Annotated in this window: 16 protein-coding genes; 3 read left to right on the top strand and 13 right to left on the bottom strand. The window is 38.8% G+C overall.

The window, feature by feature from the left end:
• Positions 1-156: 156 nt before the first annotated feature.
• The 3 genes from VKY50_RS05550 to VKY50_RS05540 form a co-directional block, all read right to left on the bottom strand.
• Entirely contained in the window at positions 157-2862 is a 2706-nt protein-coding gene (locus VKY50_RS05550) for a DUF5695 domain-containing protein (RefSeq protein ID WP_324299705.1), read from the bottom strand.
• A 71-nt stretch (positions 2863-2933) separates the two neighbouring features.
• Positions 2934-5969: a beta-L-arabinofuranosidase domain-containing protein gene (locus VKY50_RS05545; RefSeq protein WP_324299703.1), complete on the bottom strand. Its 3036-nt coding sequence runs from the start codon at positions 5967-5969 to the stop codon at positions 2934-2936.
• A 15-nt stretch (positions 5970-5984) separates the two neighbouring features.
• Positions 5985-8258: a S9 family peptidase gene (locus VKY50_RS05540; RefSeq protein WP_324299701.1), complete on the bottom strand. Its 2274-nt coding sequence runs from the start codon at positions 8256-8258 to the stop codon at positions 5985-5987.
• A 253-nt stretch (positions 8259-8511) separates the two neighbouring features.
• On the opposite strand from VKY50_RS05540, the gene VKY50_RS05535 reads away from it, so the two are divergent.
• Positions 8512-9354: an AraC family transcriptional regulator gene (locus VKY50_RS05535; protein WP_324299699.1), complete on the top strand. Its 843-nt coding sequence runs from the start codon at positions 8512-8514 to the stop codon at positions 9352-9354.
• Between the two features lie 94 nt (positions 9355-9448).
• Here the strand turns inward: VKY50_RS05535 and VKY50_RS05530 are convergent, their stop codons facing one another.
• Together VKY50_RS05530 and VKY50_RS05525 are read right to left on the bottom strand one after the other, a co-directional pair.
• On the bottom strand, positions 9449-11053 hold the full coding sequence (locus VKY50_RS05530; protein ID WP_324299697.1) for a RagB/SusD family nutrient uptake outer membrane protein: 1605 nt from the start codon (positions 11051-11053) through the stop codon (positions 9449-9451).
• An 11-nt stretch (positions 11054-11064) separates the two neighbouring features.
• Positions 11065-14061, bottom strand: a complete 2997-nt coding sequence (locus VKY50_RS05525) for a SusC/RagA family TonB-linked outer membrane protein (RefSeq protein ID WP_324299695.1) — start codon at positions 14059-14061, stop codon at positions 11065-11067.
• Positions 14062-14684: 623 nt separating this feature from the next.
• On the opposite strand from VKY50_RS05525, the gene VKY50_RS05520 reads away from it, so the two are divergent.
• A complete protein-coding gene (locus VKY50_RS05520) occupies positions 14685-15959 on the top strand; it encodes an O-acetylhomoserine aminocarboxypropyltransferase/cysteine synthase family protein (RefSeq protein ID WP_324299693.1) in 1275 nt (424 codons plus the stop codon).
• A gap of 97 nt (positions 15960-16056) precedes the next feature.
• On the opposite strand, the gene VKY50_RS05515 is transcribed toward VKY50_RS05520, so the two are convergent.
• From VKY50_RS05515 to VKY50_RS05480, 8 genes are all read right to left on the bottom strand, one after another.
• On the bottom strand, positions 16057-16509 hold the full coding sequence (locus tag VKY50_RS05515) for a hypothetical protein (RefSeq protein WP_324299691.1): 453 nt from the start codon (positions 16507-16509) through the stop codon (positions 16057-16059).
• Complete coding sequence (locus VKY50_RS05510; protein ID WP_324299689.1) at positions 16478-16807, bottom strand: hypothetical protein; 330 nt, start codon at positions 16805-16807, stop codon at positions 16478-16480. Before VKY50_RS05510 ends, VKY50_RS05515 begins: the two co-directional genes overlap by 32 nt.
• A gap of 322 nt (positions 16808-17129) precedes the next feature.
• The gene (locus tag VKY50_RS05505) at positions 17130-17528 is read right to left on the bottom strand and encodes a GreA/GreB family elongation factor (RefSeq protein WP_324299688.1); all 399 of its coding nucleotides are present in this window, start codon (positions 17526-17528) and stop codon (positions 17130-17132) included.
• Between the two features lie 42 nt (positions 17529-17570).
• Complete coding sequence (locus tag VKY50_RS05500; RefSeq protein ID WP_324299686.1) at positions 17571-18860, bottom strand: Glu/Leu/Phe/Val family dehydrogenase; 1290 nt, start codon at positions 18858-18860, stop codon at positions 17571-17573.
• 280 nt (positions 18861-19140) lie between these two features.
• Positions 19141-20457 carry a sigma-54-dependent transcriptional regulator gene (locus tag VKY50_RS05495; RefSeq protein ID WP_324299682.1) on the bottom strand — a complete coding sequence of 439 codons (1317 nt, stop codon included), beginning with the start codon at positions 20455-20457 and terminating at the stop codon, positions 19141-19143.
• A gap of 8 nt (positions 20458-20465) precedes the next feature.
• Positions 20466-21551 carry a sensor histidine kinase gene (locus tag VKY50_RS05490; protein WP_324299680.1) on the bottom strand — a complete coding sequence of 362 codons (1086 nt, stop codon included), beginning with the start codon at positions 21549-21551 and terminating at the stop codon, positions 20466-20468.
• A gap of 48 nt (positions 21552-21599) precedes the next feature.
• Complete coding sequence (locus VKY50_RS05485) at positions 21600-22166, bottom strand: DUF4251 domain-containing protein (protein WP_324299678.1); 567 nt, start codon at positions 22164-22166, stop codon at positions 21600-21602.
• A gap of 66 nt (positions 22167-22232) precedes the next feature.
• Positions 22233-23267, bottom strand: a complete 1035-nt coding sequence (locus VKY50_RS05480; RefSeq protein WP_324299676.1) for an FAD:protein FMN transferase — start codon at positions 23265-23267, stop codon at positions 22233-22235.
• 157 nt (positions 23268-23424) lie between these two features.
• Between VKY50_RS05480 and VKY50_RS05475 the strand changes: the two genes are divergently transcribed.
• Positions 23425-24540 carry a formylglycine-generating enzyme family protein gene (locus VKY50_RS05475; protein WP_324299674.1) on the top strand — a complete coding sequence of 372 codons (1116 nt, stop codon included), beginning with the start codon at positions 23425-23427 and terminating at the stop codon, positions 24538-24540.
• The last annotated feature ends 329 nt before the right edge of the window (positions 24541-24869 follow it).

Here is a 24869-nt window from a genome sequence, read left to right as displayed (position 1 = left end):
TTCACATCAATAAGGCTAACACTAATCCCCTTGTAAATAATACGCAAAAAAAAAGAAAAACAAAAAGGGAGTTATCACAACTCCCTCTTTTAAACGCCGGTAAACAAACCAATCTCCGACCTTATTTCAATACAATTTACTTTAGAATATCTTATCCTATAAAGCTATTTCAATTTCAATTTTATCCTTGCCTAAAGGAATTTTATAACTACCCTTTTCCTCCATAAAATCAAGTTTAATGTCTTTGTTGGTTCTCAAATAGGCATGAGAAGTAAATTCGTTACCCGGACTTAGGTATAGTTTGACCACATGCCTTTTGGTATCATACACCACGCTATGGATTGAACCTGCGTCAAGGGTCACTAATAACCTTTCAGCGGAGATAAATACTTGGTTTTTAGAAGCTGTTGTCAGGATCATTTCCACCTTCCTACCCTCTTTGGTAATATTACCACCAAAGGCTAACCATCCAAAGGTGGAGGAGTGCGTCAAATAAGCCGCTGAATTTACCGCATATCCAAAGAAACCAGAACCATAATCTCCGGAGAGGTAGTCGATCTCTAAAGTGCTAGGAAAGGAATGAAATGCCGCTGGTGCAAAGCCATCTTGGGTAATATTCGCTATTCCTCCTAATCGCCCGCCATATCCTATACGTAAAAGGTAAAGATCATCTGGTGAATTCTGATAAGCTTTAAGCACTGGAATGGCATTAAGGGCCGATCCATAATGATGAATTTGACGTTCTATGCGTGAGAGCTTCCCACCATACAAAAAGTCCCAGTACCTTCTAGCATTCCCATTATAAGCCCAATGAGGCATCGTTGGCATATAGGCTAGTATTGCATTTAAGGTCACATCAGCCTTTTGATCATATCCAAAATAATCCGACCACATAAAGACCTCTTCTTGCCCTGTAGAATCCCATGGCATTTCGCTACCAAAAGGATAATTAAGGGATTTCCAAAGATCCGCTCTTTTCTTCATGGCTGCCTCGAGTGTTGTGGCCATGGTATCCAAACCTTCGCGTTTTAAATCCAATAGTAATTCCAAAAAGATGGTTCCTTCCATTTGACCGAACTGGGCATAATATGGAGCAAGTTCTGTCATTGCTATGGCCGTGTGATAGGACTGCTTTAAGTACCATTCCCAAGACTGCTTATCGATCATATTGTCATGGAATCGGGCAAGACGATACTGTACCCAATACGCCGCCGTTACATGTGGGTAGTTGTAAGAACGCCCTGGGTCATTTGCATGCTTGTGATCCCAAGCAGCCCAAGTGTTATAATTTATACTATCGTTATAAGTGTTTTTAGGAAGGCTATCGGGTTGGTAATAGAACACACTTTTCTTTACTCCGTACTTGTTTTTTCCAGTGTCATACTGAATACCACCCCATAGCGTTTCATGGACAAAGCTTGTGAGTTTATCCACTTGGCCTTGATCAGGTTGAACGTACTGCTTCATCATCGCTGCTAACCAACTACCAGCTCCACCTTCGTCGCTAAGCCCTGCGATCCACACCCGACTGTCCTGTGTCTGTTGTCTTTTTGCCTGATAATCATATGAAATTACCGATGGCGCTCTATTAAAGGGGTCATCCTTTTGATCAAACCATTGCTCGGTTGTCAAAAATTCTCCCATATCTTTAACAACATCCTGTTCCGATTTAATACACTTATAATGAATAGTTTGTTGTTTTCCATCTTTATAAACAATCGATATACGAGCTCTTCCCCACTTGTTCGCAGTCACATCGTACTTCTTAAAACCGTTTTTAAGCTTTTTATTTTCCTTTATTGTAAGTGCACCTGCAGGTGTAACGGTAATAGACTCAATAGCTGTATGGGATTTCAAAAACAAGCTTCCCTTCACATCCATAGGGAGTACATATCCTGGGATTCCAACACCCACGGCCATTTTATGATCTGAAAGTCGATCCGAAATGGACCTTAGGTCATTGGCTAGGGTAAACTTAAGTGCAAATTCTTTTTCCTCCCCTGGTTTTAGGATCATAGAAGTTGGAGGGTTCCACTGTTGGACTCCCTTCCACTGATTCTGAGCATAGGACTTACTCATTGACATCCACTCGTGAAATCCTTCAAATACAATGCTTCTAGGAGTCGGATCATCAAGTAAGGGACGATAAGCCTCAAAAGGCATATTTTTCTCAGGAATAACCAATAATACTTTTCCTTCTCCGTTAAGATGTTTAACCTCCAGATACCCCGCATCCATACCGATGTAAGGATCGAAAAATACATTGTCGGCGTGTGCCTGATCCAAAGATTTACCTTCCAATATGTTGTTGAAAATCATCGGTACTCCAAGAGCACCTATCTCTACATTTTCAGTTGAAATATTACTGATCACGTATCGCAGAACCAAATCACCTTGATCTTCTTGGTAGTAACGTTTCACCTTCACTGGCATTCGAATTGGAAAGGTGTTTGACATATCAGAGGCTGCTAAAATTGTCCCGCTAACCTTAAGGGGAGTAACGGCCTTTCTTTGATAAGCAGAGGAATAAGATTCCCAATTACCTTGCCCCTTTTTAAGGGTTAGATTTATATCACCAAGATGATATAGGCTATCTTTATCTCGAATTTCTATACGCTCCCCTGGCGTAAAATCGAACTGCTCACCAGTAGGAGAAAGGCCTGCAACTGTTTGCGAAGCACGTACTAATTTTAGTGTAAAATTTGAAGTTTTAAAATCCTCATACCCCTGATCCAATCCAAGGGTCGATTCACGATCGTTTACTTTATCCCAATAAGATTGTCCATTTAAATTTATGGAACACATCAGTGTGGTGATCAATAACAGCTGAATATGTACTTGTACTTTTTTTATTTTAATCATTTTCAATAAGTTAGTTTATTGCATTTAAACACCTAGATGTAATGTATCCGTAGCCGCCTGCCTTGCAAGAGCTAATCTAAACGTACGTCTAAATAGACCGAATGACGACCATAACTCTGGTAAAATGGTTTAAATTCAATACCATTATAATGGAACTCCAAAGTAGCGGGATCACCTTGAATGTTTTTTCCAATTTGCTGAGCGTCAAAAGTAACCTTACGCCAATGGTTTAATGGGGCTTCTTCTTGTGCTGCCAATAAAACAGGCCCATAAAACAAACTAGCAATATTTTGTTGATCCATCACTGGTTCCAATCGAAATTCAAAAGGCATAGAGAGTTCAACAGTATCCCCATTTTTCCATCTGCGATCAATACTCAGGTAAGTTCCGGGAGTTGCTTTCAGATCCAATTCTTTTCCATTTACTTTGACATAGTATCCATTGGTTGCCCAACTGGGTACACGAAGTTTTAATTCAAAACGTCCCTTTCCTTTTATCTTCAACGTGGTGTGATCCTCTTTAGGAAAGGAAGTTACCTGTTCAATCTCCATATTGCGCTCTGTCCAGTGTAGTGTAGAAGGAATGAAAAGATTGACATATAAACTACTATTATCCTTTGCTTTAAAATAAATAGAATTCTGCAGTTTGGTACTGCTTTCAATGGCCGTTCCGTTACAACAGGTAAATCCAGTCATATCGGGATTGCCAAAGTGTTTTATCGAGCCAGGTAAAAGTGGAACGTGATAGGTATTGGCTGGACTATCCTGAGCTACAGAAGCCAAGATATGATTGTACAACCCACGCTCATAGTAATCCATCAATGGTGCTTTTGGTTCAAAGAAGAATAAGCCTCGAGTTAGTTTCAACATGTTATAAGTAGCACAGGTCTCATTTTGACCTCCAGAGGAAAATCCATTCTCATAAAGGGTAGCTGGTTGCACTGGAAAGCACTCTGCGTTCGCAGGATTGCGCGCACCTGCAACACCTCCAATACTATACATATAATTATGGGTAACCTTTGACCAAAAATTATCCGCTATTTTAAAATATTCAATTGCATCTGTATCGCGGTACATCTCCAAGGCACCTACAATCTGTGGAATATGTTGATTGGCGTGTAACCCTCTAAAGGTATCTACATTTTTAGCCAAACCATGCGAATGTTGAGCATCACCGTAGAACATTTTAATATTGTCAAATAATTTGGCCACCTCCAAGTATGATGTTGTTCCTGTGAGACGATAGAGGCGTGCCATTACTTCGTTCATTCCACCGTATTCTCCTGCGATATAACGATTCCACATACTTATTAGGGTTGAAGTTGGAAGTTCCATCATACGAGCAGAAACCCAATCCCCCATTCCTTTTGCTATAGTGAGCGCCTTTTTATTTCCACTAATCTCATACACATCCATTAATCCAGCAAGAATTTTGTGAAGGGTATAATAGGGAGCCCAAATTTGATCGTTCTGCCCCCCATAAGTAGCTCCTCGCTCTAGCATTATAAACTGATCTGGTGGATACGCGCTGATATAACCAGTGCCCCAATTCCAATAATCATTTCGGATCCCCTGCTCACTCAGGTCAGAATCATAGTCCGATTTTCCAGGCCCAAAGGGGACCTTTGTAGGATCTGAAACATGTGTCCCACCTGGATTAACAGGCTGTCCTGATAATTTTGATAGCTCATATAAGGTCTCCACCATATAGTTCATCTTTTGAGCAAAGGTCTCTTGAAGTTGTTCGTTATAAGTACTACTAGCATACGCCTGTGCAATGGCGCTGAGATAATGTCCTGTAGCATGTCCTCTGAGCTTTGTTTCTTGGGAATCCCAAACCCCAAGTGGTTTAGCTCCTTGTGGCTGCGCAACCCCGAAAGCATTCCGGAACATATATAAGAATGAATCTGGATCGGTTTTAGCTAAGGTATTTATAAACTTATCTCTATTTTCAATAAACTTAGTCTGCTGCCCATGGGAATCCTTATTTAGTTGCACTTGGCTCAATTTAAATGAGGCTAGTACACGCTTTGGAGCTTCTTTGGATAACTCCTTTACCGTGACCACTGCCTTAGGTTGAAATGATGTTCCAGGAATTTTACCGACCACCGTATAAGTACCAACCTTTTGAACCTTTTGATTATCCTTTGGAGCTGGCCAAATTACACGCACCTTCTTTTTATCAATACCTTGATTGTACTGAGCCTTCACATAAGAAGGTAGTCTTGGAAGTTCTCCTATGCTGGTAGTCACCTCTATGTCCTCTACACTATGTAAATAAGCGTTAAAAAGCTGTGGCGTGTTGGCATCAAATTCAGGTAACTTATCATCATCTCCCTGACGTTCATTCACTACCGCTTCACCCTGTATAGCCGCGCGATAGATCCTTTGTACCTGTTGCCCACTTAGAGCTACATGATAGATTCTAAAATCATAAAGTTTCACATTATCCTTTCTTTCATCCCCAGAGAGGGGTTGCCCAATGTAAAAGTCAGCATTGTTAGTGCTTTGAATTCCTAATAATTGCAATATGCCTTTATTTGAAATCTTAGAAGTATCCTCTAATTTTCCATCCACATATAACTCAAAGTTACTACTAACGATATTATAGATCACTGCAAAGTGATACCACTGTTTAGATTTTATATCGCCTTTTTTAGCCTGAATTACTTTATTTGTGGTTGCTACCTTAGCAATTAAATTCCCATCAAATACACCAATTGAAAAATGATTTTGCTCATTGGTACCAAAGTCTACTAAATAAGCCTCTTCAGCGGACCCTAAAGAAAACCAGCCTGAAATACTCAACGACTCAGCAGTGGTGACGAGCTTTCCAGGTAGTTCAATACCATTTACATCTCCCTGGCTAAGCCTTGCCACTTTTCCAAATACATCATCCTTAACAAAATCCACTTCAGTACCATTTTGGGCTGCATGTAAGTTGTTACGCGACCAATCTCTTAAATCACCATCCAATACATAACGGGCTGTCAAGGCCGTTTCTCCTATTCCATCTAAAATTTGATCACCTTCCTGAGCCTGTAATCCAGTTGCAAACAGACCGCAAAGGCCCATAATCATTATTGTAAATAATTTAGCTAGTTTCATTTATTTAATTTTAGTTTAACGCTTTGTCTCAGTATTGAGTGGGTACACTTCCTGCCAGGAAGGAGGATCAACCCCTAGTAATTTCTTTACAAAAAAATCTTTTCGCTTACGTTCTCCGAAAGTACCGCCTGAGGAATGCCCCATACCCGGAATAACTACAAGTTCAAAATCCTTACCTGCCTTAATAAGCGCATCAGCGAATTGAAACGTAGAGGCAGGATCGACATTGTCATCCAACTCACCAACCATTAACATTAAATCTCCTTTTAATTCCTTGGCGTGTACCACATTTGAACTTGCCGCATATTGAGGTCCAATAGGATATCCCATCCACTGTTCATTCCACCAGATTTTATCCATACGATTATCGTGACAGCCACAGGAGGCTACCGCGACATCATAAAAATCTGAATGAAAAACCAATGCGGCCCCAGCATTTTGCCCACCTGCCGAGGTGCCTCGGATTCCTACTTTTTCGATATTCATAGAAGGGTATTTTTTAGCCGCTGCTTTGATCCATAATTTTCGATCCGGAAACCCAGCATCTTTTAAATTTTGCCAACAAACATCGTGAAAAGCCTTCGAGCGATTCGAAGTTCCCATTCCATCTATTTGAACCATGATAAACCCAAGTTCTGCCAAGGAGGTCATAGACCAATAGTAACTCTGGAAGCTCTTAGGTACAAATGAATCATGCGGTCCAGCATAGATGTATTCAATCACAGGGTACGACTTGGAAGGGTCAAAATTTGTAGGGCGAATAATAATCCCCCATATATCCGTTTTACCATCACGTCCCTTAGCCGTAAACACCTCGGGTGCTTTCCAACCCGTAGCCACTAATGCTGAAATATCAGCCTTTTCCAATTGTTGAATAACCTTTCCTTCTGCATTTTTTAATACGGTGATTGGCGGTGAATCCACTCTGGAGTACTGATCCACGTAATAACTATTGTTAGTAGAAAAATACACCTGGTGATTTCCATTCTCTACCGTCAAGCGTTTAAAGTTCTTCCCATCAAAATCAACCCGACAGTAATGTTTAAAATAGGGATCTTGATCCTTATCCAGGCCACTAGCTATAAAATATATGTGATTATTTTCTTCATCCACCTTTACAACCTCTCTCACGGGCCAGTTACCCTTGGTAATCTGTCGGATCAATTTGCCATTTTTTCCATCGTAAAGATATAAATGATTCCACCCATCACGTTCTGATGTCCACAATATTTGATTTCCTCCATCGAGATCCTTTCTGTACTTTTTCATATTGTAATCAATAAAGGTGGGACTCACTTCATCAATTAGCACTTTCACTTTTCCCTGCGCCGCATCCACTAGGATTACGCGATACCGTTGATGTCCTCTTTGATTGTACTCAAAGGTAAAACCGCTGCTATCATCTCTCCATTTAAAATTCCCAAGATGGTATTGGTGATCAAATTCAGTGGTCGGAATTTTAAAATGTTGCTCAGATTTGACATTAAATAATTGAGGACTTCTAAAAGCCACCTGATCCCCAGGCTTTAAATAATCCCTGGAATGTAATTTGGGTTGGAGTTGATCGCTAGGACTCGATTCAACAAAATAAATCTTATGATCCTGAGAAGGCCTAAATTTATATGCCATAACCTTCTCACTATCAGGAGACCAAAGTATATTTGAAGAATAGTAAAATGCGGCAGAGCCATCATAACTCAATTGCGTTTCTTGTCCACTTTCAAGGTTCTTAACATATAAGTTGTAATTTTTTATATAACCTGAGAACTTACCATCTGGCGATGGGACAGGATCGCCCCCATTTTCATGAGCTCTCATCCCCCAGTAACCTCGAGGTGTAGTTGGTTTAAGACTATCCAATACTTTAATTTTATAGGTGGTCAAATCACATAAAAGTTTTAACTTACCTGTTTTAAATTCAAGTGTGTTATTCACAGTATCTTCGCTTAAATCACGAATTTCGATCTTGGTTGAACTAACTTTATTTTCAGAAAATTCAGATAGGCTTTGCGCCATCTTCTGGTGATCAAATACCAAACTTTGTGTATTGTTCCTGGCATCAACCCTTATATACTGCAAACCTTGTTTTGAATTATTCTGATACCAAAACACATGATCACTCAGCCAATGAAAATCTTTAGGGGTATTATACACCTTATTTTTAAACAAACTATCCACCGCTACAGAGCGCTTATAATCCTCTAAAGTGCCTTGCGCTGAAGTGGTTATCGAAATCAAAAGTGTTAAAACAACACATATTTTTATGATCGTATTTTTCCTTGAATCCATAAGGTTAAAACTAGAGATAATCTCATAAAGGATCTTGAAGAATATTAGCTAAAACAAATACTATATTAACCCATAACCGTGTTATAGTATATTTTATTAGGTATTTTGATATAAAAAAGAGTAATTTCAAGTCGTCAATAGAGAAGCAACTTTAGACCGGATCAAAAAGCCATATAACAATATAGTAGAATGCTCCGGGATAAAGTCATTTTAATATTAAAAGCTAGCTATAATGTTAAGAGTTCAAAAAACAATGAAGGTACTACCCTTTAAGATCCCAAAGCCAAAACAGGAGGCCTTGGTGTACCAGGAGGATCGCCAAGTATACTTCTATGATCAACTCCACCAACATGAAGAGTTACAAATAAGTTATATTCAAAAAGGTGGCGGCACATTAGTAGTAGGTGATTCGATAAATACCTATAACACCAATGATGTTCTGATCATAGGAGGGAATATTCCACATGTATTTAGAAGTGACCTAGAGGCTGCCTCGAATTCAGTGATGTTTACCCTATTCTTCACACAGGAAGCCTTTGGCAATGGTTTTTTTCAGATCAGCGATATGGAAGCCGCAAAGGAATTTTTCAAGCGTGCACAATACGGCATGAAACTTTCGAATAATCACCAGAAGATCGTAAAATTATTTACCCAGTTGCACAAACAAAGTAAAATAGAACGCATTGCATCGCTGCTAAAAATCATCGATCAAAGCCTTAATCTGGAATACAGTCCATTGTCCTCTTTTGTCTATGGAAAAAAATACACCGATGATGAGGGAAAACGAATGCGCGCTGTTTTTGAACACGCTATGGAGAACTACCATAACCAGATCACACTAGAAGAGGTAGCCTTAAAGGCAAATATGACCAAAAATGCTTTCTGCCGATACTTCAAAAAAAGAACTAATAAAACCTTTTTTCAATTCCTTATTGAAATGCGCATTGAGAATGCCTGCAAGTTACTATATAAAAATAGTGAAATGTCAATTGCGACAGTTTCAGAGTTTTGTGGTTTTCAAAACATCACAAACTTCAATAGAAAGTTCAAAGAACTCAAAGGAATCACCCCTTCACAATACAGATCACAATTTTAGACCCAAACATGAACGGTGTAATCATTAAAGGCGAATGTTTAAAACATCCGCCTTTTTTTAGATTTAAAAACCTAACTAACATCAACTAATTCAATTATTTTATATATCCTGGATTCTGATCCAAATTGGAATTTGTATTCAATTGTTCAAGTCCTATTGGAAAAAGGATCGTATGGTCGCCTTGGGGAGTATGATTATACCAGTTTTTAGTCTGAAATACACCAAAGCGAATCAAATCGGTTCTTCGGTGCGCTTCTCCAGCAAACTCCCACCCTAGTTCATCTAGAAAGCGACCGTAAGGAACAACCGACTGATCACCAGCCTCATCAATGGTTCCGTCCTCCTTTAATGTACCATACTGCCAGGTAGTATCACCTTGTAATTCTGTACCAGTTACCTCGGCATCTGCTGGATTATCAAATGATCTACCTCGAACCTCGGTTACTATCGCTGCTGCCTCAGCCGCTCTCCCTGTTCTAAGTAAGGATTCAGCTTTCATCATTAAAACCTCGGTGTATCTTAAAAATGGAAAGTCATTGTTAAGTGCACCAGTTGCACCAGGCTCAATTTCATATTTTCCTAGACGAAATCCTTGGGTAAAGGTACAGTTGTAAATACTTGGCATTTCTTTCACTAAAGTCATCACCACACTTCCATCAATTGGATTAATTTGATCCCCCATTAACCAGGTATCCTCTAAACGATTATCTCCAGGCTGATAGGTATCGATAAATTGAGGATTACAACTTGACCCGCCCCAAGGTTGCGCTTCCATATTAAAAACAGAGCGATGATCTGGTAGCAGCATTTTCATATGCGCTCCAAATTCAGGTGCATAAATTTGATCGTATGGTACGGCAAAAACCATTTCGGGATTGTCCTCATTTTGAGCATCAAATATCTCTTTATAGGTTGGAGCAAGCGAAAAGGCTCCACTTTGAATAATTTCATCACAAGCGGCAATTACTTTTTCCCATTGTGCTTCTCCTGCATACACCTCAGCATTCAGGTAAACTTTAGCTAGCACATGGTATGCAGCCCACTTGGTCATACGTCCATAGGTTGACATATTTACCGTTTCCGAAAGAGCAGGTATCACTGTTGTGAGTTCGGACACTACAAAGTCATATACTTCTTTGCGGGTGTTTTGTACAGGTAATTCATCGCTATAACTGGAAATAATTGGTACATTTCCGTGGGTGTCCAGTAGCATGGAATAATACAAGGCGCGTAAGGCTCTCATTTCTGCGGTGATAATTACAGCTTGTTCATCTGAAACTGGTAAGGCTCCCGATTCAATTTGAAGAATTACTCTATTGGCACTGTTAATACCATTGAAGCAAGTCACCCAGGTATTGGTAGGTTGCCACTGTAGGTTATCCCATTTGTGAAAGTGCATTCGCTTATAGGTTCCACCATCATCCCAACCATTTGGTCTTGTAGGTGTTACAATAATGTCTGCTGATTCTTCTTGTAAATCAAACCAACCTTGCCATCCCATGATGTATCTTAAAGGCGTATAGGCCGAGGCCATAACGGCTATAATATCAGACTCCGCTGGCACAAATGAGTCTTCTGTTACTTCTGAATATACCTCCTCTTCAAGGTTTGTACAGCTTGCCATTACAATAGAAAGTACCAATGTAATGCTGAACATTTTCCATAAAGCAGAAGTTAATTTAATTGATATATTTTTCATCTGACTATAGTTTATAAGGTGAAGTTAATTCCTAAGGTAAATGTTCTGGTAGATGGGTATTTATCCCGCTCATCATTTCCTGGTGCTAGTCCATTTCTATTGACCTCTGGATCGATACCTTTGTACTTGGTGAAGGTCGCTAAATTCAGACCTGAAAGATAAATTCTAAAACTATTGGTGAACTTTAAGGCGTCCTTTGGAAGGGTATATCCTAAGGTCACGTTGTCTATTTTTAAAAAGTCTCCATCTTCTACATAATGACTCACATAACGTTGTACGTCATTTAAAACGGCTTTTCCATACACCTTGTCAAAAGCGGTATCAAGTACGTTGTAACTCACTGTAGGGTTCTCATAGAACATACGAGAGAAATTCAGAATTTGATAATCTAAGGCTCCTCTTAGATTCACATTTAAATCCCAGTTCTTATAGGAAACCGAATTGTTCCAACTAAAATAAGCTTTTGGAAGTCCGTTGCCTAGTACTTGGCGATCATCGGTAGAGGACTCTGTGGCTGGAATAATCGATCCATCTGGAGTTTCAATTAAAAAGATACCATCATCTGTGATATCCACACTCTTAAGTCCATAAAAATTTCCAATTGGCTCACCCTCTTTTACTCTATGTGTTTCAATTTGAATGGGTTCCCCAGTATACCCTTGGTAGAAGAAATCATTAGTTAGCTGAAATTCATCATTCGATAGGGATACTACCTCATTGGAGTTGGTAGAATAGGTCATATTAGAGGTCCAATTAAAGTTTTCTCCTTCAAATGGAACCACTGTAAGTAGCAATTCCAATCCAGCGTTTTTAAGCTCTGCCACATTAGCCGATATGGTTGGATAAAAGTATGGTGGTGTAGGAACGCTATAATTAAATAATGCACCATCAGTCGTTCTGTTATAGTAATCAACAGATCCACTAATACGATTGTTTAATAAACCAAAATCTAAACCAAGGTTTATCTCCTTCTTCTTTTCCCATGCCAGATTGGGATTGGCGTTTCTAGAAGGAACTAATTCTCTTATCCAGTTTCCATTATTCAAGAAGTAATCGCCATAGGTAAGGCCGCTAAGAGACTGATAATTGGATCCGGCATTAATACCAGTAACACCATATCCAGCTCTTAATTTTAGATTATCTACCCAAGAAACATTCTCCATAAAATCCTCTTGGTCAATACGCCATCCTGCAGAGACCCCAGGGAAACTACCCCACTTATTATCCTTTCCAAAACGAGAAGAACCTTCATGACGTAAACTCGCTAGCAACAAGTAACGGTCATCGAAATTATAAGTGACCCTTCCGAAAAAAGCAATTAATTTATCCGAGTTTTTATAACTACCCATTCCGGCTTCTCCGAGCTGTAATCCTTGTCCTGAACCTATATTGTTGTAGTAGAAACCATCGGTAGGAAATCTGCGGTTAGTGGCCCAGAATCCTTCGTTAACATTGTCCTCATAATTATATCCTGCCATGGCACTTATACCATGTTTGCCAAACTTTTTATCAAAGTCTAAGGTGATTTGACCATAGTTTCCTCTATAGTCGTCCGTTCCTCTGGAGGCAAAACCATCCTGTCCGTATTTCACGGTTGAGACGTGTTTTTTAGTTCTATAGAATCCACGAATATTTGAATTTCCTTTTCGAGTATACAATCCTTTAAGGGTGAGATTTTCATTAAAATCATAACTCATACTGAAATCGAACCGTAAATTTCTGTAGCGGTTCTCCCCTATGGTTTCTTCAATATAGCCTACCGGATTATCATAGAAGTATACATCGCGCTCAAACCAATTTCCATTACTATCATAGAGTGGTTCTGTTGGGTTTCTTATAATAGCTTGCCTATAAATATACGGGTCAAAGCTAGTCCCATCCCCAAGAGCGTTGAAAACTTGCTCACTTGCGATAACAGCTATGTTCGTTTTTAGTTTGTTGTCAAACATAGCGTGATTTACACTTATACGGCCCGTGTATTTTTCGGTTTCGGATTTAAGAAAAATCCCCTCTAAATCACGATAATTGATCGATGCTGTTATGTTAGTGGCGTCATTTCCACCTCTAAAAATCAGGTTATGAACCTGGCTTACAGCATCTCTAGTAATCTCATCCAACCAATCTGTACTATGTCCGAAGTCCTGAAGATTTGCGCCTACAAATTCATATCCTTCCGCATATTTTTCACGAAGTTCATCGGCATCCAAGAAATCCATTTTCTCTGATATGGTAGAGAGGGAGGAATATCCGTTATATTCAATGGTAGGACGCTCATTATAATTTCCCTGTTTGGTAGAAATTATAATCACCCCATTGGTTCCACGGGTTCCATAAATTGCTGTAGCAGATCCGTCTTTTAAAACATCGATGGTTTGGATATCCTCAGGTGCTACCGTACTTAGACTTGCTGGAACACCATCTACCAACACTAGTGGTGCTGTGCCTCCAGTTAGCGAAGAAACTCCTCGTAGTTTGATTTGTGTACCCTCCGTTGGATCCCCAGAAGGTGCAGAAATAGTTAATCCTGCAACTTTACCTTGGATCAATTGAGCAGCATCCTTAACATTACCTTTGACGAAGTCTTCTGCTTTTACCGTAGAAACAGCCGAGGTTACATCCGCTCTTTTCTGTGTTCCATACCCGATAACAACCACTTCGTCAAGTTCTTGAAGGTCCTCTTTCAGTACCACACTGAAATTGGTTTGGGTACCCACCGGAATTTCCTGGGTTTCAAATCCAATATAGGATACCGTAAGTACGGCACTGGTTGAAGCCACATTTAATTGAAATTTGCCATCAAAGTCCGTTACAACCCCATTAGAGGTGTTCTTCACAATTACGGATGCTCCAGCTATGGGTATTCCATCAGAATCACTTACAGTACCCTGTATCCCCGTTTGGGCCACTGAATTAAATGACATCAAAAGGAGAACAACTAATAAAAGCCATTTGTAGGCAGTATAGTTTTTCCCACCCCAGATGTCTTCAAATGCATAGGTTTGTTTCATAATTGATAATTTTACATGTTATTTAGTTAGTTTATAAACAGATACAACATTTTAAAGCATGGTTTAAAATGATACTTTAAATATGTGTTATATTGACACTTGTAAAATTATAATTAAGTGGGCGAAAAAATATTTAAATATTAGCACATACTAATACTATATTACCCAAGTACTTATGATAATACATAGAAAATGAAGAAAATACAGCAAAAATGTATAAAAAAATGGAATATAATACTTTAGATACCAGGTAGTAATTCAGATTAAAACTGGTACATTTAAACACTCCTCCTACTCTTTTGAAATTATCCAAAAACCAATAAGAAATAGTAATACGGTAATTTTTTTGATCCTTGATATAGTAATATAACAAAATAGGTTAAAAAAAACGCACTTTTATTAATCTATTAAATTGATAGACTTGTAGCGTATAAAAAAATTAAATACATTTGCATTCATTCTATTAGAAGATGATCACTACTATTTCAACACATAACCATTGTATGGGCATGTCCTTCCTTTTAGGGACTATATAACGATGTGCTTAAGATAGAACACATATAGAGTCCTCATTTTTTGGGGACTTTTTTATTTATATAACTTTTAAACGAATTGAATACATTATGAACGAATCAAAATTTTCTACAACAGCAGTACATGCAGGCCATGATGTTACTGCACACGGAGGTACTAGAGCGGTACCGATTTACCAGTCTACCTCGTTTGTATTTAACGATGCAGACCATGCAGCGAACCTTTTCAACCTTTCTGAATCAGGTTACATCTACACCCGATTAAACAACCCCACCAATGATATCTTAGAGCAACGATTAGCGGCTCTAGAAGGTGGAATCGGTGCCATCACCACTGCCTCTGGAATGGCCGCTATTTCTACCACTATCTTAACCCTTTTAAAGTCTGGAGATCATATCGTTTCTTCAAGCAGCCTTTATGGAGGTACTTATAATTTGTTTGGGGTAACATTACCTAGATTTGGAATTACCACAAGTTTTATAGACCCGGTAGATACCAATAATTTCAAAGAAGCCATACAGGAGAACACCAAGGCTATCTTTATTGAGTCTCTTGGAAATCCTAAACTTGATGTTCTTGATATTAAGGCTATTGCTGCGATCGCAAAAGAAAATAAAATTCCCCTTATTGTCGATAATACAGTCGCAACTTCCTATTTGTTAAAACCTATTGAATACGGAGCTAACATTGTTATCCATTCTTTAACTAAATATATTAGTGGAAATGGTACCTCTATTGGTGGAGCTGTAATCGATGCTGGTACCTTTGATTGGAGCAGTGGAAAATTTCCAGAATTCACGGAACCTTCTCCAGGATATCACGGCCTGGTGTATCATGAGGCTCTTGGTAATGCAGCTTTTATTGCTAAAGCCCGTGTGGAAGGCTTAAGAGATTTAGGTGCCTCTATCAGCCCTTATAACGCATTTCAGATTATTCAAGGGTTAGAAACCTTGGGAGTAAGAATGGATAAAATCAGCAAGAATACGCTTGAGCTGGCTAAATGGCTAGAAGAACAAGAGGTAGTATCATGGGTAAACTATCCTGGACTGCAAAGTAGCCCTTATTATAATTTAGCCAAGAAGTACCTGCCTGAAGGACAAAGTGGTATCCTTACCTTTGGGGTAAAAGGTGGTTTTGAGGCCGCTAAAAAGATTGCAAATAATACGAAATTGTTCTCTTTACTTGCCAATATTGGTGACACCAAATCATTGGTTATTCACCCAGCCAGTACCACGCACCAGCAATTAAGCGATCAAGATCAACAGGCAGCTGGAGTTTCTCAAGACCTTATCCGTCTATCCTTAGGATTAGAGGATTTGGAGGATTTAAAACAGGACTTAACAGCCGCATTCAACTCGCTATAGGGTCTATAGATAATGTATTAAAAAAAGGGAAGTGCATCAACTCAGTTTGCATTTCCCTTTTTTATATTTTACTATTAAAGGCCTTTCTTTTGTCTGATTACTTGGCAGATTTCACCACTGGACTTTGGAGATCTAAGTAGTGTTCCAAATTAGATTGATATTCTACCTCTTGATCTCTTTCACCTTGAAATAAATAATTAATCACAATGACAAGGGTTGTAAATGCAGAGACGAATCCAATAGCATAAACTTGAAGAAATACATCGTCAAATCTTATGTCTGGATGAAAAACCCAATAAATTTGGATAAAATAAATATATCCTGGAATAGTATAGGCAATTCTATATGGTCTCAAGCAACTTCCCAGAATTAGTATTAACGGTGAAAAGGATTGCGATAATGCCCAAATAAAAGTTTGGGTATCCTGGAATCCAAAGCTACTTGTTATACCAAAGGTAGTTACCTTATCGGTAAATAGAACCAAACCAGACAAGGCAACTAACAGGCTTGCGGCTATTCTAATTCCCGCCTTGGTTACCAGGTCGTTCAACTTTTCTTTTATCCACGGACTGTGGTTCACCACTTTGTCCTTGTCGACCTGGTCGTTCCACTTTTCTCTTGTCAACAGATTTTGGTTCACCGCTTTGTCCTTGTCGTCCTGGTCGTTCCACTTTTCTTTTATCCACTGACTTTGGCTCATCCTTCTGTCCTTGGTTTCCTGGTCGTTCCACTTTTCTTCGGTCCACTGCATATAGGCTATCAATTTGGGATGCACTCTCATCGAGAGAACATGAGTTTAAGGTTGATAATACAATAACACTTGCTAAGGTAAATACTAGTTTTTTCATGATAATAAAGTTTAAATTAATTAATTAAAAGATGCTTAAAAATAGCATCTTTAGTTAATATAACCTCATTTATCACGAAATAAATCTCAATAAGTCACTTTTATAAGATAATTTTAATTTTTCACAATTTAGCACATTATATTGATTTATCAAACAAATAATTATCATAATAGAGAAAATCTATATCTAGTATAGGCTTTTTACAATAACCACAACAAGGGTAAAGGATTTAAAAGAAAATAGAAAACCAATTTTAGCTGTATAAGCAAAGGGAAATAGTCGCTTAGGCGACATCACTATTGACCGAAATAGAATTTTTCGTCTAATTTGGTTGATGCACTTTAACAATACTATATTGTTCTAGAAAGCCATCACAGGGGACATGGATTTGCTGGCCAGGACTATGACCGAAACACGCTACCCCTAGGGCAGATAACACAGATTTATGTTTTTCTTTTAATGTGACAGCATCCGGCAGCACAATTTGAAAACGTATTTCTTGGGATTCAAATTGTGACACCGTTACTGTGGTTTGAAGTCGTATAATATCTTTAGGCATGTCCTCTTCGTCAAGAACCTTTGCGTTTTTTAACAACTCACTAAGTTTATTCACCTCCTCGGGTGGGCTGCCATCGAAATGAAAATTTGACAAACTTATCAATCGTTTTAAAAGCACATATTCTCTTTTCTCAACAATTGGTTCTTGGTATGTTGTTGTCATCTTCATTTTGAAATCGTATCCTTTCCTGAGCTTAAGTTTTATTTATGGAAAAATACCTCTTTGAAGATAGGCCTGCTCTAGCCTTTCAATAGCAATCATAAAAGCGGCTGTTCTTGTATCGACACCTCGCTCTTGTGAAACGCTCATAACCCGATCAAAAGAGGTTTTTAATTTTTTTTCTAATTTTTCCATGACCTCTTCCATGGTCCAAATTTCCCCATTTCTGTTCTGTAACCACTCAAAATAACTACCTATAACCCCTCCTGAGTTACATAAAATATCTGGGATAATAGTAATGTCTTTTTGTAAAAGCACTTCCTCTGCATCAATATCCGTTGGGCCGTTGGCGCCCTCTGCAATAACCTTTGCTTTGATAACATGTGCATTACTGGCTGTGATTTGATTTCCTAGGGCTGCAGGAATACAAATATCGCAATCAGTTCCAAAAAATTTATCATTGGCCATTAAGGTGGCATTGCTATACCCCTCCAAGCTACCAGCAGATTTTTGGTAATCATTGAGCGCATCTACGGAGATCCCTTCCTTATTGTAATAGGTTCCTGTGACGTCTTGAACAGCGATTAGTTTCGCTCCTTCTCTTTCCAAGAACCAAGAAGCCCAATAACCTACATTACCGAAACCTTGAACAATAAAAGTTTTGCCTTTTAAATCTAGTTTTTCTTGTTCCGCCCAAAATTTTACTGTTAAGAAAACTCCAAATCCAGTCGCACGATCTCTTCCTTCCGACCCCCCCGCTCCGATAGGTTTACCAGTTACAACGTGTAAGTTCTTGGATCGTTCATTGGGTGTTCTGGTACTCATGTATGTATCCAATATCCACGCCATCGTTTGTGAATTGGTATTGACATCTGGCGCTGGAATATCCAACTCTGGACCAATATTATCACCAAGGGCATAAGTGAACCTTCGGGTGATACGTTCTAGTTCAGCACTAGAGTATTTTTTTGGATCAATCTGGATTCCTCCTTTGGCACCACCATATGGTAGTCCCGCCAAAGCGGTTTTCCAAGTCATCCACATTGCCAAGGCTCTGGCAGCATCTAAATCTACTGTTGGATGGTAACGAAGCCCTCCCTTATATGGCCCCAATGCATTGTTGTGTTGCACACGATACCCAGTAAACACTTCAATCTCTCCGCTGTCCATTTTAACTGGAAAGTGCACTACGAGTTCATTGTTTGTAATGGAAAGGATTTTTCTAATATTAGGATTCAGTTCTATGCTGTCCGCAGCGTGTTCAAACTGGCGCATCACATTAGCCAGCATCCCTTGCTTTACAGGACCGTCTTGTTTTATCGTTTCTGAAATCATCAATATACTATTAGTTAATTTGTTATGTGGTTTTTAGTGTTTATCGGTGGTCAATGTTATGCTAGACTAATGCTATAGCCTGTAATGGTGACACAACATAATTAACCACTGTCGTTGATTTCAACAGTTGTGCCAATTATTGTACCGATATTTTTAAAAAACAACAACATACTGTATATCAGATTATTGTTAAGTTTTTATTCCATGTAATTTACTTCTTGATGCGGGAAAAATTACCCGTTCGGGGATATTCTCCCCATATCAATGGGTGAAATGCGCCTTAACCTACTTTTGCCCTAAGTGTTTTTCGATCAATTCCTAAAATTTCTGCTGCCCTGGTTTTATTGTTTTTTACGAGTTCTAAAACTTGTTGAATGTATTCTTTTTCTTTTTCAGCTAAAGATTTAAGGCCGTCTTTAGGGAAGTTAATTTGAAATTTAAACATATCGGGGAGCTGATTGGGGCCAATCTCACCGTCACTCATGATCACCGCTCGTTGAATACAGTTTTCCAACTCACGAATGTTGCCTGGCCAATTATAGCGCTCTAAGATCTCAAGAGTATCCAGACCAATAGTCATGGATCGATCTTTGTATTCCATGGCATATTTCTGCAAAAATAATTTGGCAAGAGGAGCAATATCCTCAACGCGCTCTCTAAGTGGTGGAGCCAAGATTTCAACTACTGATAATCGGTAATAGAGATCTTGCCTAAATTTCCCTTGTTTAATGGCATTGGCTAAATTACTATTGGTAGCTGCAATGACACGAATATCTATTTTTGTTGACTTTTGTGATCCAACTTTTTGCACCTCCTTTTCCTGTAGAACCCTCAATAAGCTATTCTGAACCTTAGGTGAGGCATTCCCTATTTCGTCTAAAAAAATAGTTCCTCCCTCTGCGGCTTGAAAAAACCCTTCCCTAGTATCATTTGCACCCGTGAAGGCTCCTTTTTCATAACCAAAGAGTTCAGCCTCCAGTAAATCTTCTGGAATAGCTCCACAGTTAACAGCGATAAAGGGTTTTCGGGAGAACTTGCCATTGTAATGAATAGCTCGAGCAATGAGTTCTTTACCCGTACCACTTTCGCCTTGAATCAATACGGTCGCTTTAATATCTTTTACTCGATGTATAATTTCTTTGATTTGATTCAGTGCTGGTGAATTCCCCACCAGTTCCCTAAAATTATAGGCAGTAGTAGCTAGTTCTCTTGGATGTTGTTGGCGAGGCCCACTGAGGGATTTTGAAACGGAGGCTTGTAATTCATCCTTGGTAAAGGGTTTTACTAGATAATCTATCACACCAGATTTCCCCATCTCAAGGGCCTCTTTAGCCGAGACATAACCGCTTATAACTAAAATTGGCATCGAAGGGTAATGTTCCGAAACATATTTCATTAGTTCAAAACCATCCACATCAGGCATCTTAATATCGGTAATCAAAAGATCTATTCGATTACTTTTTAAAATACTCAAAGCTTCCTTGACAGATACCGCCTTAAAGGTATAATACTGCATGGATTGCAAATGGCGCTTTAGCAGTTCAAGAACATGAATATCATCATCAACAATCAGTATATTTTCTTTCTTAAAATTCATCTTCATAGTCAATTTGGAAAACACAATTCAAATACCGTTCCATGTGGTGAGTTTGGATAAAAGGATATACTCCCCTTATGGCTACTCATTATTCCATGAACAACGCTTAGTCCAAGGCCAGAACCGTCACCTACAGGTTTGGTAGTGTAAAATGGCTCATATATCTTATCACTTATTGTTTGGTCAATGCCCGGGCCTTGATCTGCGATCAAAATTACAATACCTTTTTCACCTTTACTAGCTCGGACCTCTATTGTTGCCTTTGCAGGCGAATAATACAATGCATTCATAATTATATTAAACAATACCTGAGTTAATTGAATCTCATCTGCCTTAATACCAATATTAGCATCCTGTATAATTAAACTCGCTCTTACATCCTTCTTCTTAAAGGCTGGGCTGAGTAAGTTCAATACATTCTCTAATACAGGATTTAACAAAATCTCTTTAATTTGTTGTGGAACTTCACATGCAAAGAACATTAATTTTTTTACAATTTCCCTACAAAAAAGTGCATTTTCTTTTATTTTACTCAGGTCACTTTGGATGATCTCATCCTTGATTTGCTCATCTAATAATTCGGTAAAACCAATAATACTAGTGAGAGGAGTATTTAGTTCATGGGCAATTCCAGCGGTTATCTCTCCAAGAATATTTAATCGGTCATTCCACTCCATTTTCTTTCGGATCTGCTCTTCCTTTTCCTTGATTTGTTTTCTTTCAATCAAATTGCCAATTTCCAAACATACATTGGAGAGTAATTTGATCTCCTCCTCAAGAAAATCATTCTCGGTATAACTACTTGATGGGTAACGTACCTCAATATAACCATTGGATTCATTAAATACTTTAATTGGTGCTTTCAAATGCACATAATCCCTAAGTGGTTGGCCGATAACTATGGTAATTTCAGAGCAGCTAATGAAGACTTCAGCTTCATGCTCATGTTGCAGTGCCTTTTTTAAGCAAAAAGCAATTGATTTTAGGGTCAGTTCCAATTTTTCAAAGTCACTGTTAACAATGATGGAAGTGACCTCATACATACAGGTTAACTCCTTTAATCGCTCTCTAAGGGTATACTCAATGGAACTCATCGCAATAAAAATTTCTTACCCCGCTAAGGCTTTTTATACATTCAATAATTAAGGAAGGTCTTTTTTAGGCAACTGTTCTATAGTGCCTTGATAACGAATCATATCGCGTTGAGAACTACTTACTAGTAGTGAACTCTTTTTGTTTGAAAATACATTCAAGGTCACTTCAAAGGATTCTGACCCATCTTTAGCAGAAAACCTAACAATATGGATGTTTTTACTTTCGTCGTAATGAAAACTTATATCATTGGTAACTTGATCGAATCGAATTCCACCTCCATCAGAGTTATAGCCTCCGCCCATTTGACGTTCTCCAAAAAAGGGCAAAAAGGCTCGCACGGAATCTCCCTGGATTTCTAAATAGTTACCGTTTCCAGATAAATCGATCCTTTGGCCACTATTCCCAGGGCCAAGGATACCGCTTGAGGACAACTTCATCATACTGGTACTCATTGTCGGAAGGGCCCACTGATTGACAATTCTAAACGCACGATTGGCTATAAGAGAGTCTACCATAGCTTTCTCTTGCGGGGTTCCAAGTATGCTTTGAGTACTGCGACAACTGCCTATTATTAATACTGCAATAAAGCCAATTAAAAAACCTACACCTCTCATAATCCCTGAATTAAATTAGTCAATATACAATTTAAGCATTTCATCACAAAAATTCAATAAATACTGTTAATGAGTTTGGGTTTGGTAAAAATTTGGAGAACTCCATGTTCTAAGAGAGTCTTTTTCGTAATACGCTATAAATGCCTGAACGTCAGAATCTGCAGTGATGAATGCTTTAGCTTTCTCAGTTCCCATTGCCATACAGGCAGTAGCATAAATGTCTGCAATCAACGGTGAGGGACCTTTAACACTCACGCTCACCATATGATGCTTTACTGGATAACCGGTTTTAGGGTTTATAATGTGTGGATACTTATGCCCTTGCTGGTCGGTATAGAATTTTCTATAACTACCCGAGGTACTAATCCCTTGATCATTTAACTGGATCTTAGTAATGATATTCTCATATGAGTTTGATAGGGCTTTCGAGGGATCTTCTATACCAATTGTCCAAGTGTTTCCTTGTTCGTTCTTCCCATGGGCAAATATTTCACCTCCGATTTCTATCATATAATTTTCAACCCTTGCTTTGCTTAGTACCTGATGAATTCCTTCAATAGCATATCCTTCGCCCATAGCGCTCAAATCGATTTTAGCACCTTGTTTTGTAACCCTTACCAGGGTGTCTGAAATCGACACACTCGATTCCATTGGAAGTAAGTTTAACAGCCTTTCTAATTCTAAGGAATCTACCTGCATGGTTGCACCGTCGTTTTCAAAGCTCCAAACTTTTATTATAGGATAAATAGCAGGCTCGAAATACCCATTGGTAATCTGCTGAAAGTACTGCGCCTCTTTGATCATTTTTAAAAAAGTAAGACTCGGTTTTTTTAGCTCCCCTGTTTGATTAAGGGTGGTGATTTCAGATTTCTCAACATAACTGTTAGCTGCCGTATTAATCGCTTGAAAAATAGAATCTATTTTAGGGGTAAAATCAATTTCTGAATCAATTTTAATGCGGTAATAAGTTCCGAACACTGGCCCTTCAAGCAAGGTATATGTACGATTCTTTTTTTCTTGATCGTTTTTACAACCAAAGGTCATCAAGACTGCTGTTAAAACTAAAATAAAACCACTAAAAGGTATTGATCTCCTATTCATCTCAATTATTTTTCTCAAAAGTAATGACAAAAATAGCAATAAAGAGCTGAGGGCTTCTATGTTTTTAGATTTCAATCTTGTTAAAGTGCATCATTTTTCATCGAGTAAACCATGTACCCAAAAACTTTTGTAAGTTTGACAGACGTAATTATTCCATATGAGAAGTATCCTGGCAATCCCCTTATTAATAACTTTGTTTGTGTGCTGTAAAAACACAAAAGAAGCCCCTGCAACTAGTGATAACAACGTTGGTCTTTTAACCACCACGGTAAAAGTCCTAAAGGAAAAACCTCAGGAGATTGAGACACCAAAAGGCATGGTATGGGTCCCTGGAGGTCATTTCACTCAGGGTGCGCGTGAAGGAGACTCCTTCGCTCTAGATCATGAAAAACCAGCACATCCTGTTGCAGTAGACGGATTTTTTATGGACATCACTGAGGTGACCAATGATCAGTTCTCAGAATTCGTAAAACAAACTGGCTATATCACAATCGCAGAACGTGAAATCCAATGGAACGAACTTAAAAAACAGCTTCCTGATGGAACCCCAAAACCTCATGATTCCATTTTACAACCTGGATCATTGGTCTTTAAAAAAACCAAGACTTCCGTACCAAATCTATACGATTTTTCACAATGGTGGGAATGGAGAATTGGAGCCAATTGGAAACATCCTAAGGGTCCAGGCAGTTCCATAGAAGGCAAAGGGAATTATCCTGTTGTACACATTGCATACCCTGATGCCGTTGCTTATTGTAAATGGGCTGGGCGAAAACTTCCCACGGAGGCCCAATGGGAATTAGCAGCCAGCGCAGGAATGAACAATAAACCTTTCACCTGGGGTGATAATGTAGCGGAATTGGACGCCAAAGCTAACACATGGACTGGGGAGTTCCCTACACAAAACGATCAAAAAGATGGGTTCGAGAATAAAGCTCCAGTAAAATCCTTCCCTCCCAATTCCTACGGTCTTTATGACATGGCTGGAAATGTGTGGGAATGGACCCAAGATTGGTACCATGTGGATTATTACAAACAGCTATTAAATAAAGGGGTAATCCACAATCCTGAAGGCGCAAAGAAAGCATTCAATCCAAACAATCCATATGCACAAGAGAAGATCATCAAAGGGGGATCATTTCTTTGCTCTGACTCGTATTGTGCAAGCTATCGTATTTCTGCCAGAATGGCCACTTCCATTGATTCTGGTCAGGAACACTTAGGTTTTAGAACCATTGTTACACCTGAAATGCTTCAAAGCGGCTTAGAATAGATCGTTTTAAGGAGGCATTAGAGCTTTCAATTAGACACCCAACCTGCCCTTGTGATGCATTGGATTTTAAACCTGAAGCGATGTAAGGCAGTGCAACCGGTGTTTTAAAGGGGTGTCTTAGCGTTTTTATCCAAAGTTCATAAAATTACCATCAGCTTGTATGCCTTAAAAAAAAGATGAACAAAGACGATCACTACTTTCGGTCCACTTACTAAAAATAAGTAGATTTTACCCAACGTATAGATGAAAAGGTCGCTTAAATAAATACACTTTACTTTAGCGAAACTTATAATTAAAAGGAGCTAATCAATGCCACGATAAGAGTACAC

This window comes from Galbibacter sp. (assembly GCF_035306585.1).
GTDB lineage: Bacteria > Bacteroidota > Bacteroidia > Flavobacteriales > Flavobacteriaceae > Galbibacter.
Note: the sequence above shows the minus strand (reverse complement) of the source record. Positions and strands in the feature narration are given on the sequence as shown.